This window comes from Burkholderia sp. PvR073 (genome assembly GCF_054055695.1).
Map to the genome: position 1 here is coordinate 61739 of NZ_JBSRXO010000002.1, position 14645 is coordinate 76383.

At 67.7% G+C, this 14645-nt stretch carries 15 protein-coding genes; 7 read left to right on the top strand and 8 right to left on the bottom strand.

The features are described 5' to 3' along the window. Positions 1-3: 3 nt before the first annotated feature. The 5 genes from ACVK00_RS07420 to ACVK00_RS07440 are packed head-to-tail and all read left to right on the top strand — an operon-like array spanning position 4 to position 5652. Entirely contained in the window at positions 4-1248 is a 1245-nt protein-coding gene (locus tag ACVK00_RS07420) for a sarcosine oxidase subunit beta family protein (RefSeq protein ID WP_006480591.1), read from the top strand. A gap of 25 nt (positions 1249-1273) precedes the next feature. Beyond that, positions 1274-1588, top strand: a complete 315-nt coding sequence (locus tag ACVK00_RS07425; RefSeq protein WP_175702921.1) for a sarcosine oxidase subunit delta — start codon at positions 1274-1276, stop codon at positions 1586-1588. Then, positions 1585-4596 carry a sarcosine oxidase subunit alpha family protein gene (locus tag ACVK00_RS07430; protein WP_284895706.1) on the top strand — a complete coding sequence of 1004 codons (3012 nt, stop codon included), beginning with the start codon at positions 1585-1587 and terminating at the stop codon, positions 4594-4596. The genes ACVK00_RS07425 and ACVK00_RS07430 overlap by 4 nt, the downstream gene beginning before the upstream one ends. Next, positions 4586-5215 carry a sarcosine oxidase subunit gamma gene (locus ACVK00_RS07435; protein ID WP_228908340.1) on the top strand — a complete coding sequence of 210 codons (630 nt, stop codon included), beginning with the start codon at positions 4586-4588 and terminating at the stop codon, positions 5213-5215. Before ACVK00_RS07430 ends, ACVK00_RS07435 begins: the two co-directional genes overlap by 11 nt. Continuing rightward, positions 5212-5652, top strand: coding sequence for a dihydroneopterin aldolase (locus ACVK00_RS07440; RefSeq protein WP_006749884.1), 441 nt, complete (start codon positions 5212-5214; stop codon positions 5650-5652). The genes ACVK00_RS07435 and ACVK00_RS07440 overlap by 4 nt, the downstream gene beginning before the upstream one ends. 295 nt (positions 5653-5947) lie before the next feature. On the opposite strand, the gene ACVK00_RS07445 is transcribed toward ACVK00_RS07440, so the two are convergent. Further along, positions 5948-7060 (bottom strand): alkene reductase, encoded by a 1113-nt coding sequence (locus ACVK00_RS07445; RefSeq protein WP_284895696.1) that lies wholly within the window; start codon positions 7058-7060, stop codon positions 5948-5950. A 168-nt stretch (positions 7061-7228) separates the two neighbouring features. Here ACVK00_RS07445 and ACVK00_RS07450 point away from each other — a divergent pair, with 168 nt between their 5' ends. Further along, positions 7229-8104, top strand: coding sequence for a LysR family transcriptional regulator (locus ACVK00_RS07450; protein WP_284895694.1), 876 nt, complete (start codon positions 7229-7231; stop codon positions 8102-8104). Positions 8105-8135: 31 nt separating this feature from the next. On the opposite strand, the gene ACVK00_RS07455 is transcribed toward ACVK00_RS07450, so the two are convergent. The 6 genes from ACVK00_RS07455 to osmF form a co-directional block, all read right to left on the bottom strand. Next, complete coding sequence (locus ACVK00_RS07455) at positions 8136-8534, bottom strand: lysozyme inhibitor LprI family protein (RefSeq protein ID WP_284895692.1); 399 nt, start codon at positions 8532-8534, stop codon at positions 8136-8138. A gap of 33 nt (positions 8535-8567) precedes the next feature. Continuing rightward, entirely contained in the window at positions 8568-9248 is a 681-nt protein-coding gene (locus tag ACVK00_RS07460; protein WP_284895690.1) for a lytic transglycosylase domain-containing protein, read from the bottom strand. Between the two features lie 219 nt (positions 9249-9467). Next, positions 9468-10235: an ABC transporter permease gene (locus tag ACVK00_RS07465; protein ID WP_284895688.1), complete on the bottom strand. Its 768-nt coding sequence runs from the start codon at positions 10233-10235 to the stop codon at positions 9468-9470. Further along, on the bottom strand, positions 10232-11170 hold the full coding sequence (locus ACVK00_RS07470; RefSeq protein WP_284895686.1) for an ABC transporter ATP-binding protein: 939 nt from the start codon (positions 11168-11170) through the stop codon (positions 10232-10234). Before ACVK00_RS07470 ends, ACVK00_RS07465 begins: the two co-directional genes overlap by 4 nt. After that, entirely contained in the window at positions 11167-12345 is a 1179-nt protein-coding gene (locus ACVK00_RS07475; RefSeq protein WP_284895685.1) for an ABC transporter permease, read from the bottom strand. Before ACVK00_RS07475 ends, ACVK00_RS07470 begins: the two co-directional genes overlap by 4 nt. Continuing rightward, a complete protein-coding gene (osmF, locus tag ACVK00_RS07480) occupies positions 12342-13265 on the bottom strand; it encodes a glycine betaine ABC transporter substrate-binding protein OsmF (protein WP_284895683.1) in 924 nt (307 codons plus the stop codon). The genes ACVK00_RS07475 and osmF overlap by 4 nt, the downstream gene beginning before the upstream one ends. Positions 13266-13431: 166 nt before the next feature. On the opposite strand from osmF, the gene ACVK00_RS07485 reads away from it, so the two are divergent. Beyond that, positions 13432-14364, top strand: coding sequence for a 2-hydroxyacid dehydrogenase (locus ACVK00_RS07485; RefSeq protein ID WP_284895681.1), 933 nt, complete (start codon positions 13432-13434; stop codon positions 14362-14364). A gap of 16 nt (positions 14365-14380) precedes the next feature. On the opposite strand, the gene ACVK00_RS07490 is transcribed toward ACVK00_RS07485, so the two are convergent. Next, entirely contained in the window at positions 14381-14599 is a 219-nt protein-coding gene (locus ACVK00_RS07490; RefSeq protein WP_284895679.1) for a hypothetical protein, read from the bottom strand. Positions 14600-14645 lie beyond the last annotated feature (46 nt).

Sequence of the window (14645 nt, forward strand, 5' to 3'; positions counted from 1 at the left end):
AACATGAGCCGCTACTCGATATTCAGCCTGTTCCGCAACGGCCTCTCGTATCACGAGAACTGGGAAAAGCAGTGGAAGAGCCCGGAACCGAAGAAGGAATACGACGTCGTGATCGTCGGCGGCGGCGGCCACGGCCTCGCGACCGCCTACTACCTCGCGAAGGAGCACGGCATCACGAACGTCGCGATCCTCGAGAAGGGCTGGATCGGCGGCGGCAACACCGCGCGCAACACGACGATCGTGCGCTCGAACTACCTGTGGGACGAATCGGCCGCGCTGTACGAGAAGGCGATGAAGCTGTGGGAAGGGCTGTCGCAGGACCTGAACTACAACGTGATGTTCAGCCAGCGCGGCGTGATGAACCTCGCGCACACGCTGCAGGACGTACGTGACACCGAGCGCCGCGTGAATGCGAACCGGCTGAACGGCGTCGACGCCGAATTCCTGACGCCCGCGCAGATCAAGGAAATCGAGCCGACGATCAACCTGAACAGCCGCTACCCGGTGCTCGGCGCATCGATCCAGCGCCGTGCGGGCGTCGCGCGCCACGACGCGGTGGCCTGGGGCTTCGCGCGCGGCGCGGACCGCGCCGGTGTCGACATCATCCAGAACTGCCAGGTGACGGGCATTCGCCGCGAAGGCGGCGCGGTGGTCGGCGTCGATACGGTGAAGGGCTTCATCAAGGCGAAGAAAGTCGCGGTGGTGGCGGCCGGCAACACGACGACGCTCGCCGACATGGCCGGCGTGCGCCTGCCGATCGAAAGCCACCCGCTGCAGGCGCTGGTGTCCGAACCGATCAAGCCGGTGGTCAACTCGGTGATCATGTCGAACGCGGTGCACGCGTACATCAGCCAGTCCGACAAGGGCGACCTCGTGATCGGCGCGGGTATCGACCAGTACACGGGCTTCGGCCAGCGCGGCAGCTTCCACATCATCGAAAGCACGCTGCAGGCGATCGTCGAGATGTTCCCGGTGTTCTCGCGCGTGCGGATGAACCGCCAGTGGGGCGGCATCGTCGACGTGTCGCCGGACGCGTGCCCGATCATCACCAAGACCGACGTGAAGGGCCTGTATTTCAACTGCGGCTGGGGTACCGGCGGCTTCAAGGCGACGCCGGGCTCGGGCTGGGTGTTCGCGCACACGATCGCCCGCGACGAACCGCATCCGCTGAATGCACCGTTTGCACTCGACCGCTTCTACACGGGTCACCTGATCGACGAGCACGGCGCTGCCGCCGTCGCGCACTAATCCCCGCACTGAAGGAGAAAGAAACATGTTGCTGATCGAATGTCCGTGGTGCGGGCCGCGCGCCGAATCCGAGTTCACGTGCGGCGGTGAAGCCGACATCGTGCGCCCGGTTGCGAACGAGAACATGACCGACCGCGAATGGGGCGAATACGTGTTCATGCGCGAGAACAAGCGCGGGCTGCACCGCGAGCAGTGGCTGCACACGCAGGGCTGCCGCCGCTGGTTCAAGGTCACGCGCGACACGGTGACCTACGATATCAAGGGCTACGAAAAGTTCGGCGGGGCTGCCATCAGTGGCGCGGCTGCCGGCAACGCACACGAAGAGGGCACGAGCAAATGAGCCAGAAAGACCGCCTCGGCACCGGGGGCCGCATCAATCGCGCGATTCCGCTGACGTTCACGTTCAACGGCCGCACGTATCAGGGCTTCCAGGGCGACACGCTCGCGTCCGCGCTGCTCGCGAACGGCGTGCACTTCGTCGCGCGCAGCTTCAAGTACCACCGTCCGCGCGGGATCGTGACGGCGGACGTCGCGGAACCGAATGCCGTCGTGCAGCTCGAGTCCGGCCCGTACACGGTGCCGAACGCGCGCGCGACCGAAATCGAGCTGTACCAGGGCCTCGTCGCGACGAGCGTGAACGCCGAGCCGTCGCTCGAGAACGACAAGTACGCGATCAACCAGAAGTTCTCGCGCTTCATGCCGGCCGGGTTCTACTACAAGACCTTCATGTGGCCGCGCAACATGTGGCCGAAGTACGAAGAGAAGATCCGCGAGGCCGCCGGCCTCGGCAAGGCGCCCGAGGTGCTCGACGCCGATCGCTACGACAAATGCTACGCGCACTGCGACGTGCTCGTGGTCGGCGGTGGCCCGTCGGGCCTCGCCGCCGCGCATGCGGCCGCGACGGCCGGCGCGCGCGTGATCCTCGTCGACGACCAGCGCGAGCTCGGCGGCAGCCTGCTGTCGTGCCGCGCGGAAATCGACGCGAAGCCGGCGCAGCAGTGGGTCGAGAAGATCGAGGCCGAACTGCGCAAGCTGCCCGACGTGACGATCCTGTCGCGCAGCACCGCGTTCGGTTACCAGGACCACAACCTCGTCACGATCACGCAGCGCCTGACCGATCACCAGCCGGTGTCGATGCGCAAGGGCACCCGCGAGTTGCTGTGGAAGGTCCGCGCGAAGCGCGTGATCCTCGCGACCGGCGCGCACGAGCGTCCGATCGTGTTCGGCAACAACGATCTGCCGGGCGTGATGCTCGCCGGCGCGGTGTCCACCTACGTGCATCGCTACGGCGTGATGCCGGGCCGCAACGTGGTCGTGTTCACGAACAACGACCGTGCGTACCAGGCCGCGCTCGACCTGAAGGCGTGCGGTGCGAAGGTGACGGTCGTCGATTCGCGTGCGTCGTCGAACGGCGCGCTGCCTGCCGCCGCGAAGCGGCAGGGCGTGACGGTAATGAGCGGTGCCGTGGTGACGGCCGCTTCGGGCAAGTGGCGCGTATCGTCGGTCGACGTCGCGTCCTACACGAACGGCCAGACCGGCAGCAAGCTGCAGTCGCTGCCGTGCGACCTCGTCGCGATGTCGGGCGGCTTCAGCCCGGTGCTGCACCTGTTCGCGCAGTCCGGCGGCAAGGCGTGCTGGAACGACGAGAAGGCGTGCTTCCTGCCGGGCAAGCCCGTGCAGGCCGAGACGAGCGTCGGTGCGGCCGCGGGCGAGTTCGGTCTCGCACGTGCGCTGCGGCTCGCACTCGACGCGGGCGTCGAAGCGGCGAAGGCCGCGGGCTTCGCGGCCCCGCAGCGCGTGGTCGCGCCGCAGGTCGCCGAAACCGTCGAAGGCGCGCTGCAGCCGTTGTGGCTCGTCGGCAGCCGCGAGGACGCCGCACGCGGGCCGAAGCAGTTCGTCGACTTCCAGAACGACGTGGCGGCCGCCGACATCCTGCTGGCCGCACGCGAAGGCTTCGAGTCGGTCGAGCACGTGAAGCGCTACACCGCGATGGGCTTCGGCACCGACCAGGGCAAGCTCGGCAACATCAACGGGATGGCGATCCTTGCGCAGGCGCTCGGCAAGACGATTCCCGAAACGGGCACGACGACGTTCCGCCCGAACTACACGCCCGTGTCGTTCGGTACGTTCGCGGGCCGCGAGACCGGCGATTTCCTCGACCCGATCCGCAAGACGGCCGTGCATGAATGGCACGTCGAGCACGGCGCGCTGTTCGAGGACGTCGGCAACTGGAAGCGGCCGTGGTATTTCCCGAAGAACGGCGAGGATTTGCATGCGGCCGTGAAGCGCGAATGCCTCGCGGTGCGCAACAGTGTCGGCATCCTCGACGCTTCGACGCTCGGCAAGATCGACATCCAGGGTCCGGACGCGGTGAAGCTGCTGAACTGGATGTACACGAACCCGTGGAACAAGCTCGAAATCGGCAAGTGCCGCTACGGGCTGATGCTCGACGAAAACGGGATGGTGTTCGACGACGGCGTGACGGTGCGCCTCGCCGACCAGCATTTCATGATGACGACGACCACCGGCGGCGCGGCGCGCGTGCTCACGTGGCTCGAGCGCTGGCTGCAGACCGAATGGCCCGACATGAAGGTGCGGCTCGCGTCCGTCACCGATCACTGGGCGACGTTCGCGGTGGTCGGCCCGAAGAGCCGCAAGGTCGTGCAGAAGGTGTGCCAGGACATCGACTTCGGCAACGAGGCGTTCCCGTTCATGAGCTACCGGAACGGCACCGTCGCGGGCGCGAAGGCGCGCGTGATGCGGATCAGCTTCTCCGGCGAACTCGCGTATGAAGTGAACGTGCCGGCCAATGCAGGCCGCGCGGTGTGGGAAGCGCTGATGGCGGCCGGTGCCGAGTTCGACATCACGCCGTACGGCACCGAGACGATGCACGTGCTGCGCGCGGAGAAGGGCTACATCATCGTCGGCCAGGATACCGACGGCTCGGTCACGCCGTACGACCTCGGGATGGGCGGGCTCGTCGCGAAGTCGAAGGACTTCCTCGGCAAGCGTTCGCTGACGCGCTCGGATACGTCGAAGGAAGGCCGCAAGCAGTTCGTCGGCCTGCTGACCGAGGACGAACAGTTCGTGCTGCCGGAAGGCGCGCAGATCATCGCGAAGGACACGCAGGTGTCGGCGGTCGATCCGACGCCGATGATCGGCCACGTGACGTCCAGTTATTACAGCCCGATCCTGAAGCGCTCGATTGCGCTGGCGGTGGTGAAGGGCGGCCTGAACAAGATGGGCGAGAGCGTCGTGATTCCGCTGGCCAACGGCAAGCGCGTCACCGCGAAGATCTCGAGCCCGGTTTTCTACGATACCGAAGGGGTGCGCCAGCATGTGGAATGAAACGAGAAACCAGACGCCGGTGGCAGGCGCGGGCGTGACGCTTGAATCGCCGCTCGTCGGCTCGGCCGATGTGCTGAAGCCGCACCAGGCGCGCGCATCGAAGAAGTTCACGCTGCGCGAGCGGCCGTTCCTCGATCTCGTGAACGTGCGCGGCGAGCTGAGCGACCCGGCATTCGTCAGCGCGTTCGAGCGCGTGGTCGGCTGCCGGCCGCCGTCGGCGCCGAACACGGTGGCGCGCGCCGCGGAGTACGACGTGCTGTGGCTCGGTCCCGACGAGTGGCTCGTGCGCTCGAACGGGCCCGTCCAGGCGGGCGTGCTGGAGGCGCAGCTCGCGGAGGCCGTGCAGGGTTCGCATGCGGCGGCCGTCGACGTCGGCAGCGGCTACACGGTCGTCGAGGTCAGCGGCGAACGCGTGCGCGACGTGATCGCGCGCGGCTGCCCGCTCGATCTGCATCCGCGCGTGCTCAAGCCGGGCCAGTGCGCGCAGTCGCACTACTTCAAGTCGCCGATCACGCTGATCCCGACCGGCGACGATACGTTCGAGATCGTCCTGCGTCGCAGCTTCGCCGACTATTTCGTGCGCATCATGCTCGACGCCGCGGCGCCGCTCGCATCATGAAGCCGTTCGACGAACCGTTCGTGGCGATCGATGCGCCGCGCCTGCGCGGGCGTGGCTGGAGCGTGTTCGTCGACGAACTGAAGGTGCCCGCGCGAATCGGCATCCACGCGCACGAGCACGAGGCGCCGCAACCGATCGTGATCGACGCGCGGCTCGGGTATCGCTGCGAGCCGAGCGAGCAGGGCGAGTGGATCGACTACGACGGCTACTGCGCGCGTGTTGCGTCGTTCCTGTCGCACAAGCCGCATACGCGGCTGCTCGAAACACTCGTCGCCGATCTCGCTGTGCTGTCGTTTCGCGAATGGCCCGCGCTGGAGTCGCTGACGCTGTCGATGTACAAGCCGAAGATCCGGCCGGGCACGAAGCGCGTCGGCGTGTCGCTCGACTGGACGCGTGGGGATTACCTGCGGTGGACGGGGGCGGCGGGGCAGTTGTGAGTGGGTGGTGCCGGGTTGCGGGCGATCCGGTCGACTCGGGCGGCGGCGCGCAAGCGTCGCCGCGCTTGTTTTAATTCCTGAAATATCGGAACAAAGGGCGATGAGCCGCTGCCTTCACCATTGTTCCTGAAATATCGGAATAATTGGTCTGCCGTCTGGGACGATCAGGTGCGCCTGTCGATCGCCGGTCATCAGGACAAGGTCAACGTGGAACTGCTCTGATCTCGCGCGGTTCGCCTGCAATCGCCGCGACACCGATCCTGCGTGTCGCGGCGGTCGCGCAAAAACGACTTCGTTACGCCGCGGCCGCGCCGCTCAACGCCGGATAGTCGACATACCCGCGCGCATCGCCGCCGAAGTACGTCTCGCGCTGCGCGTCGTTCAGCGGCGCGCCGGTCTTCACCCGCGTCACGAAATCCGGATTGGCGAGCACCATCTGGCCGTACGCCTCGAGATCGGCGAGCCCCGATGCCACATCGACACCGATCGCGTCGCGCGTGCGGCCCGGGCGGTTCAGGATCAGCGTGCCGCGCCAGCGCGCACGCAGCTCCGCGAGCAGCGATTCGTCGCCTTGATGCATGACGTGCAGGTACGCGAGGCCGAGCGCGTCGAGCTGCGTCGCGAGGTAGCGATACAGGTCGACACCTTCAGGGCCTTCGTCGATTCCCCACAGCGTGGTGCCGGGCGACAGGCGGATCGCCGTGCGATCCGCGCCGATCTCGTCGGCGATTGCCGCAGCGACTTCGATCGCGAAACGTGCGCGATTCTCGATCGACCCGCCGTATTCGTCGGTGCGCGTATTGGCGTTCGGCGCAAAGAACTGCTGGACCAGATACCCGTTCGCACCGTGGATCTCGACGCCGTCGGCGCCGGCCTCGATCGCGCGTCGTGCGGCGAAGCGGAAGTCGTTCACGGTGTCGCGCACCTCGGCCGTCGTCAGCGCGCGCGGCGCCGGAATCTCCTGCATGCCCGTCGCGGTGAACATCGGCACGCCCGGCGCGATCGCCGACGGCGCGACGCCCTGCCGGTGATGCGGCGTGTTGTCGGGGTGCGACATGCGGCCCACATGCATCAACTGGATGAACAGCCGGCCGCCGCGCGCGTGCACGTCGTCGCTGATCGTTTTCCAGCCGGCGACGTGCGCGTCGGTATAGATGCCCGGCGTCGTCAGGTAGCCTTGGCCGTCGTCCGACGGCTGCGTGCCCTCGGTGACGATCAGCCCGACGCCCGCGCGTTGCGCGTAGTACTCGGCGGCCCATGCGCCGGGCGTGCCGTCGAACGCGGCGCGGCTGCGCGTCATCGGTGCCATCACGAGGCGGTTGGCGAGCGTGTACCGGCCAACGCGGACCGGGGCGAACAGTTGCGGCGTGTCTTCGTCGACACCGGCCGGAACGAACAGTTGTTTCATCGGGTTTTCCTCATCGAAGTTCGGGATGCGCCATCGGGCGATGCCGCATCGGGCAGCAGCCGCGCGCGTCGCGCCGGCCTCGCCTCCACCCCTGCATCATCCATTGCTTCTTTTTCGAGATAAACCGGGTATTCTGGAGAACATTGATCCATTGATGGAGCAGTCGGCATGGAACTGCTGAACGACATGGCGCTGTTCGTGGAGGTCGTGAAGGCGCGCGGCTTTCGCAGTGCCGCCCAGACGCTGGGCATGCCGAATTCGACGCTGTCGCGGCGCATCGGTGCGCTGGAAAAGGCGATCGGCCTGCGGTTGCTGCATCGCACGACGCGCCGGATCGAGCTCACGGAGGCCGGGCAGCTGTACTTCGAGCGCTGCAAGCGCATCGTCGATGAGGCGCGGCTCGCGCACGAGCAACTCGGCGGGCTGCTGGCCGAGCCGGTGGGCGTGCTGCGCGCGTCGTTTCCGGTCGATTTCGCGGTGACGCATCTCGCGCCGCTGATCGTCGAATTCGCGAACCGCTACCCGAAGCTGACCTTCGATTTCGAACTGACATCCCGGCGCGTCGATCTGGTGAGTGAACCGTTCGACGTGGCGATCCGTATCGGGCCGTCCGAGGATTCGCAACTGGTCGCGCGGCGGCTCGCCACGCTCCGGAACTACCTGTATGCGTCGCCCGGCTATCTGGCGCGCGCCGGCGAGCCGCGCGAACCGGAAGATCTCGCGCGGCACGCGTGCCTCGGCCTCCAGAAGAGCGGGTCATGGACATTGCATGACGGCACGCGCTCCGTTGCGGTGGCGGTGAGCAGCCGTTTTGCGGTGAACAGCGTCGGCATGCTGCGGCGCCTGGCCACGCTCGACGCGGGAATCATCGTGCTGTCGGAAGAGATTCTCGCGGACGACGTGGCCGCCGGGCGGTTGCGTCGCGTGATGCCCGAATGGGAAGGTGAGCCGATTCCCGTCTATGCGATGACGGAAACACGCCTGCTGCCCGCGAAGACGCAGCATTTCATCGAGTTTCTGCGCGCGCATTTAGCGCAGGCATGACGGGCGGCATGCACGGGCGTCCGACCGTCGATCACTTCTGCGCCGGTTGCGGCGGGTTCTCCAGCGCTTCCCATTTCTTCAGGATGCGCACGCGTGCCTGGCTGAAGTCGACCCAGCAGTTCATCCACGCGTCGTTCGGGATCATCTGCTGCGGATTGGCGGCTTTCACATAGTTGCAGGTGTCGCCGGCGAAGCGGGTCCAGCTGGCCTGTGACTTCGCGAGTTCGCCGGCGGCGTCGGGGTTGCGCTGTTTGAGCATGTGCTCGAGCGACCGGTACGCGCTGTCGACTTCCTGCTGGTTGCGGTCGACCACGCAGGCCCGCACGTTGTCCATTGTCGGGCCTTGATGCTCGCAATCGACAGCGGCGAAGGCGCAGGCGGGGCCGATCGCCAGCGCGGCGATGGCAAGGAAGCGGATGGCGTGGCGCATGGCAGGCCCGTCGGGCGAAGGGGCGCGGTGCGCTTATTGGCGGTTGCGGGCCGACGCCGGGTTCGACGTCTCGCTGACCGGCACCATGCGGCCCTTCGTATCGTTCGGGGCTGTCGGGTTTTTGTCGGCTTTCGCATCGTCTTCAGGTTCGAGCACGAAGCGGAACGCGTCGACCCGCTGCATCACCTTCGCCGCATACGCATTCGATCCGCCGTAGCTCTTGAGCCCGGCCTGCACATTGCCGCCGGCTGCCCGCACATAGCCCGACAGGATCTTGGAGCCGGCCTCGACGTTCGCATTCGGCTCGGTCAGGTCCTTCACGTTGCGCAGCATGCCGCGGTGGGCGGCCGGCACGACCTGCATCAGCCCGGTCGCGCCATGCTGGCCGCGCGCCTTTTCCTGGAAGCGCGATTCGATCGAGATAATCGCGTAAACGAGTGCGGGAGGCAGCGAATATTTCGTCGCAGTTACGCTCACGATATCGGCGAGCCTCGCGGCGCGCTCCTTCGCGAGACCGAACTTCTTCGTCAGGTACGACGTGATACGGCGGTTTGCTTCGTTCGGCTGATCGTTCGCGAGCGGGCCGGAGGCCTCGGTGGGCGCGGATGCGGCCGCTTCGGGCGCGGAGGCAGGCAGCGCGGGCGCTTGCTGCGCCGAAGCCTGTTGCGCAATGCCGAGCGAAAGCACGATCAGCCAGAAAAACCGTCGTCGCATGGTCGAGTGCGGGGAAATGGGAGGCGCATAGTATATCGGCCAATCGTCTTGTGCGTTCGAGCATGGGCTCGAATGAAAGCACGATGTAGGCTTGTATCGACGCGCGCCGTGCGCAACCGGGATCGTTGCACGAACACGCATCGGAGTCCGGATCAAGCACGGCCCGATTTTTTGTCGCGCCGTCTTTCTCGCAGGTAAAGCCGCGACGCCAGGTGCGTGTTACGGCCGCCGCGCACTCGCCACCCGTGCCAGCGCGCCTATCGCATCGCTGACCAGCACGGCGAGCAGCCCGACGATCACGCCGCCCTGCAGCACGAACGCCGTGTTCGAGGTCTGCAGGCCCGCGATGATGACATCGCCGAGCCCGCGCGCGGCAACCGTCGACCCGATCGTCGCGGTACCGAGATTGATCACGACCGCGAGTCGGATGCCGTTCACGATCACCGGAAACGCGAGCGGCAGCTCGACCGACACCAGTTGTTGCCAGCCGCTCATTCCCATCCCGCGCGCGGCGTCGACGACGTCGCGCGGCACGTCCTCGAGCCCCGCGATCGTGCTCTCGAAAATCGGCAGGAGCCCGTACAGAACGAGCGCGATCAGCACGGGTTTCAACCCGAAGCCGACGGCCGGCACCGCGAGCGCGAGCACGGCGACCGGCGGAAAGGTCTGGCCGATGTCGACGACGCTGCGCGCGACCGGCAGGAAATCCGCGCCGGCGGGCCGCGTGACCGCGATGCCGGCCGCGATCGCGACCAGCATGCCGATCAGGCTCGACAGCGCGACGGTGCCGAGGTGCGCGAGCGTCAGGTCGAGCAGGCTCGCACGATCGTAGATGACCGGCGCGCCGTTGTCCGCGAACGGCGCGAACACGCCCTGCAGCCACGCGGGGCGCAACAGCAGCACGAGCAACAGCACGAGCGCGGCCGCGCGCGCGACGTACGCGGGCAGCCGCCGCGGCACGGGTGAACGCGCGGGCCGCGTCGTCATGCGGGCTTCCTCGCGTGCGCGCGGATCGCGCCGAGCGTGATGCGACGCGCATCGTGCCCGTTGCCGTCGTCGACCGGCAATGCGTCGACGCCGCGCCACAGCAGCTCGGACACCGCGTCGCGCAGCGTGCGCGTCGCGGCGATCGGTTCGCCGTCGGCGTGACCGGATTCGGCCACCGCATCGATCGGCGTCAGCGCGAGCAGGCGCAGCGGCCGGTCGACGCCTGCGACGAGCCGTTCGACCACGCCTGCCGCCGGCTTGCCGAGAATCTCGGCCGGCGACGCGACCTGCAGCAGCCGGCCACCGTCCATCACCGCGATCGTGTCGCCGAGCTTCAGCGCTTCCTCGATATCGTGCGTGACGATCACGACCGTGATGCCGAGGCGGCGCTGCAGCGCGTACAGGTCGTCCTGCGCCTTGTTGCGGATGATCGGATCGAGCGCGCCGAACGGCTCGTCCATCAGCAGCATCGCCGGCTCGGCCGCGAGCGCGCGCGCGACGCCGACACGCTGCTGCTGGCCGCCCGACAGTTCGTGCGGCAGCTTGTCCGCGAATTCGGACGGCGCGAGGTGAAACAGTTCGAGCAGTTCGCGCACGCGTGCGTCGATGCGCGCGGCCGGCCAGCCGAGCAGGCGCGGCACGGTCGCGATATTGCGCGCGACGCTCCAGTGCGGGAACAGGCCGTGCCCCTGGATCACGTAGCCGATGCGCCGCCGCAGTTGCTCGGGCGGAACGCCCGCGGTGTCGACGCCGTCGATGCGGATCGTGCCGCTGGTCGGCGCGATCAGCCGGTTGATCATCCGCAGCAGCGTCGACTTGCCGCTGCCCGATGCGCCGACGAGCGCGGTGATCGTGCCTTGCTTCATCGTCAGCGACACGTCGTCGACGGCGGCGACGTCGCCGAAGCGTTTGCCGATGCGTTCGATCTCGATCATGCAGTACGTCCCTTCGCGAGCGTGGTCGCGGCTTCGAACACGACGGCGGCTGCCAGCGCGAGTGCAATCGTCGGGATCGCGCCGAGCAGCACGAGATCGGCGGCCGATTGCCCGATCCCCTGGAAGATGAAGGTGCCGAATCCGCCGCCGCCGATCAGCGCGGCGACCGCGGTCAGGCCGATGTTCTGCACGAGCACGATGCGCACGCCGCTCAGGATCACGGGCAGCGCGAGCACGAGGTCGACGCCCAGCAGCCGCTGCGCGCGCGTCATGCCCATCGCGCGTGCCGCTTCGGTCACATGCGGCGGCACCTGCTCGAGTCCGACCACGACGCTCGACGCGATCGGCAGCAGCGAGTAGAGAAACAGCGCGAGCACCGCCGGCGCGACGCCGATCCCGCGGATGCCGAGCGCGGCCGCGAGCGGCACGTGCGCGGCGAGCAGGCCGAGCGGCGCCATCATCAGCCCGTACATCGCGATGCTCGGGACCGTCTGCACGATATTGAGCACCGGCATCACGACGGTGCGTACCGGCGCGATCCGCGCGCACGCGATGCCGAGCGGCAGGCCGGCGACGAGCGCGGCCGCGACCGAGCCGCCCGCGAGCGAGACGTGCCGGATGGCCTCGCGCCAGAAGTCGTCGTTGCGCACCGCGTATTCGCGCATCACGGAAAGGCCGTCCCACCAGCCGCTCGCGAGCGGCACCGATATCGCCGCGATCGCGACGGCGAGCGCGACGAGGCGCCGCCACGGGCCGAAAGCGAGCCGCGCGAGCGCGTCCGCGACGAGCACGGCCCACGCGAACAGCAGCAGCCAGACACCTGCCGCGGGCGACACGCGCGCGAGCATGTCGTCGGGCGCGACGACGTGCGCCGCGGCCGCGCCGACCGCATAAGCGAGCGTCGCGAGCCACGTGCAGCCGGCCGCGAGCCGCCAGGCGGGACGGCTCGCCGTCATCGCCCACAGCGCGCCGACGATCCACAGCGCGGCGAGCGCGGCACCTTGCGCGGCCGGCAGTGCGGCGAATACCGACAGCCCCGTGCCGGCCGCGATGCGGTTCGGCCGCAGTACCATGAACGGCATGCCGACCACCGCGACGATCGTCAGGATACCGATCAGGATGCCGACCTTGTCGAGCGTGATGCGCCGCGCGGACGCCACGGCGCGACCCGTCACTTGACGAAGCCCTTCGACTTCAAGTAGCTCTTGGCCACGCCGGCCGCCGGTTCGCCATTGATCTGGATGCGCGCGTTCAGCGTCTGCAGCGTCTTCAGGTCGAGGCTCGCGAACACGGGCTTCAGGTAGTCGGCGATCTGCGGATGCGCCTTCAGCACGGCTTCGCGAATCACCGGCGTCGGCGCATAGACGGGCTGCACGTGCTTGTCGTCGTCGAGCACGGCGAGGCCGCTCGATGCGATGCCGCCGTCGGTGCCGTACACCATTGCAGCGTTCACGCCGTCGGTCTGGTTCGCGGCTGCCTTGATCGTCGCGGCAGTATCGCCGCCGGACAGCACGACGAGCTGGTCGGGTTTCAGCTTGAAGCCGTATGCTTTCTCGAACGACGGCAGCGCGGATGCGCTGTTCACGAATTCGGCCGATGCAGCAAGCTTCACCTTGCCGCCGCCCGCGATCCATTTGCCGAAATCGGAGAAGGTCTTCAGGTGCTGCGATTGCGCGACGGGCGCGAGCACGGCGACGCCCCACGTATTGTTCGCGGGCGCCGGTGTGAGCCAGACGAGATGGTTGGCCGCGTAGTCGAGCTTCTTCGCGGTGTCGTAACCCTGGCTTGCGTTCTTCCACGCGGGATCGTCGGCCTTGTTGAAGAAGAACGCGGCGTTGCCCGTGTATTCGGGGTAGATGTCGATCTCGCCGCTCGTCAGCGCCTTGCGCACGATCGGCGTCGTGCCGAGTGCGATCTTTTCGGTGACGGGAATGCCGTGGGCCTTCAGCACCTGCGCGATGACGTTGCCGAGCAGGTTGCCTTCGGTATCGATCTTCGACGACACCACGACGGGCGTGTCGGCATGTGCAGCGGGCGCGACGACGGCGGCGGCGAGCGTGAGGCCCAGGATCCGGGCGGGCAGGGCGAGTTTCATCGAGGCCAATCTCCAGGACGGGGGCGTACGCCGAAAGTTACTTGACTGAGCCGGCTTTGGCAAACCGCGTGCGGCGGCGTGCCCACAGCCCGTGTGGGGATTACCCGCATCCGTCATGCGGGCTTGTTACACTGAAATCCGTTCCCGCCTGCGGACACTTGCTGACATGAAGCCAGAACTGCTGGTCCTCATCGCATTGCGCGGCGATGCGCATCGCGAGATCGCCGCGTCGTTCGACGTGCGCTATGCCCCGACCGCCGAAGAACGCGAACGCGCGATCGCCGAATACGGCGGCACGATTCGCGCGGTGCTGACCAACGGCAGCACGGGTCTCGCCGCTGCCGAGATCGACCGGCTTCCGCAGCTCACGTTCGTCAGCGCGCTCGGTGCGGGTTACGAGCATATCGACGTCGCGCATGCGAAGGCGCGCGGCATCACGGTCGTCACGGGCGCCGGCACCAACGACGATTGCGTCGCCGACCACGCGTTCGCGCTGTTGCTCGCGGCGGTGCGCGATGTCGTGAGGCTCGATGCGAAAACGCGCGCGGGCGTGTGGCGTGACGGGCTGCCGATGCCGCCGAACGTATCGGGCAAGAAGCTTGGCATCGTCGGGCTCGGCAAGATCGGCGAGAAGTGCGCGCGCCGTGCGGCCGGCTTCGACATCGAGGTCGGCTATCACAGCCGTTCGCCGAAGGACGCTGCGCCATACCGCTATTTCGACCGGCTCGACGCGCTCGCGCAGTGGGCCGATTTCCTGATCGTCGCGACGCCGGGCGGCGCGGGCACCCGGCACCTGGTCGATCGCGCGGTGCTCGACGCGCTCGGCCCGGGCGGCTTTCTCGTCAACGTGTCGCGTGGCAGCGTTGTCGATACCGCTGCTCTGGCGGACGCGCTGCGCGAAAAACGCATCGCGGGCGCGGGGCTCGACGTGTACGAAGGTGAGCCGGAGCCGCCGCGCGCGTTGACCGATCTCGACAACATCGTGCTGACGCCGCATATGGGCGGCTGGTCGCCCGAGGCGCTCGACCGGTCGGTCCAGCAGTTTCTCGACAATGCCGCGCGACATTTTGCCGGGCAGGCGGTGCTGACACCGTTGTGAGCGTGCCGTGCTCCGGTCAGGCCGCAGTCGATCGGAGCTGTGCAGAACGGCGGCAAGCGGCCATGTGAATCTGCTGTCGACGCGCATCGGCGTCGCGTATTCGGACATGCACTACCGGCTCGGGCGCGAGTTTGCGGATCTCGACCACCACGGCAGCATGTTCGTCGCGCAGCCGCTCGTGCGCGGCCGGCATCTCGACCTCACCGCGCGGGTTCAGTACGAAAACAGGAATCATGTTCGCCGGTCTGGAACGGCACGCCGTCGCGGCGGCGGAGCAACAA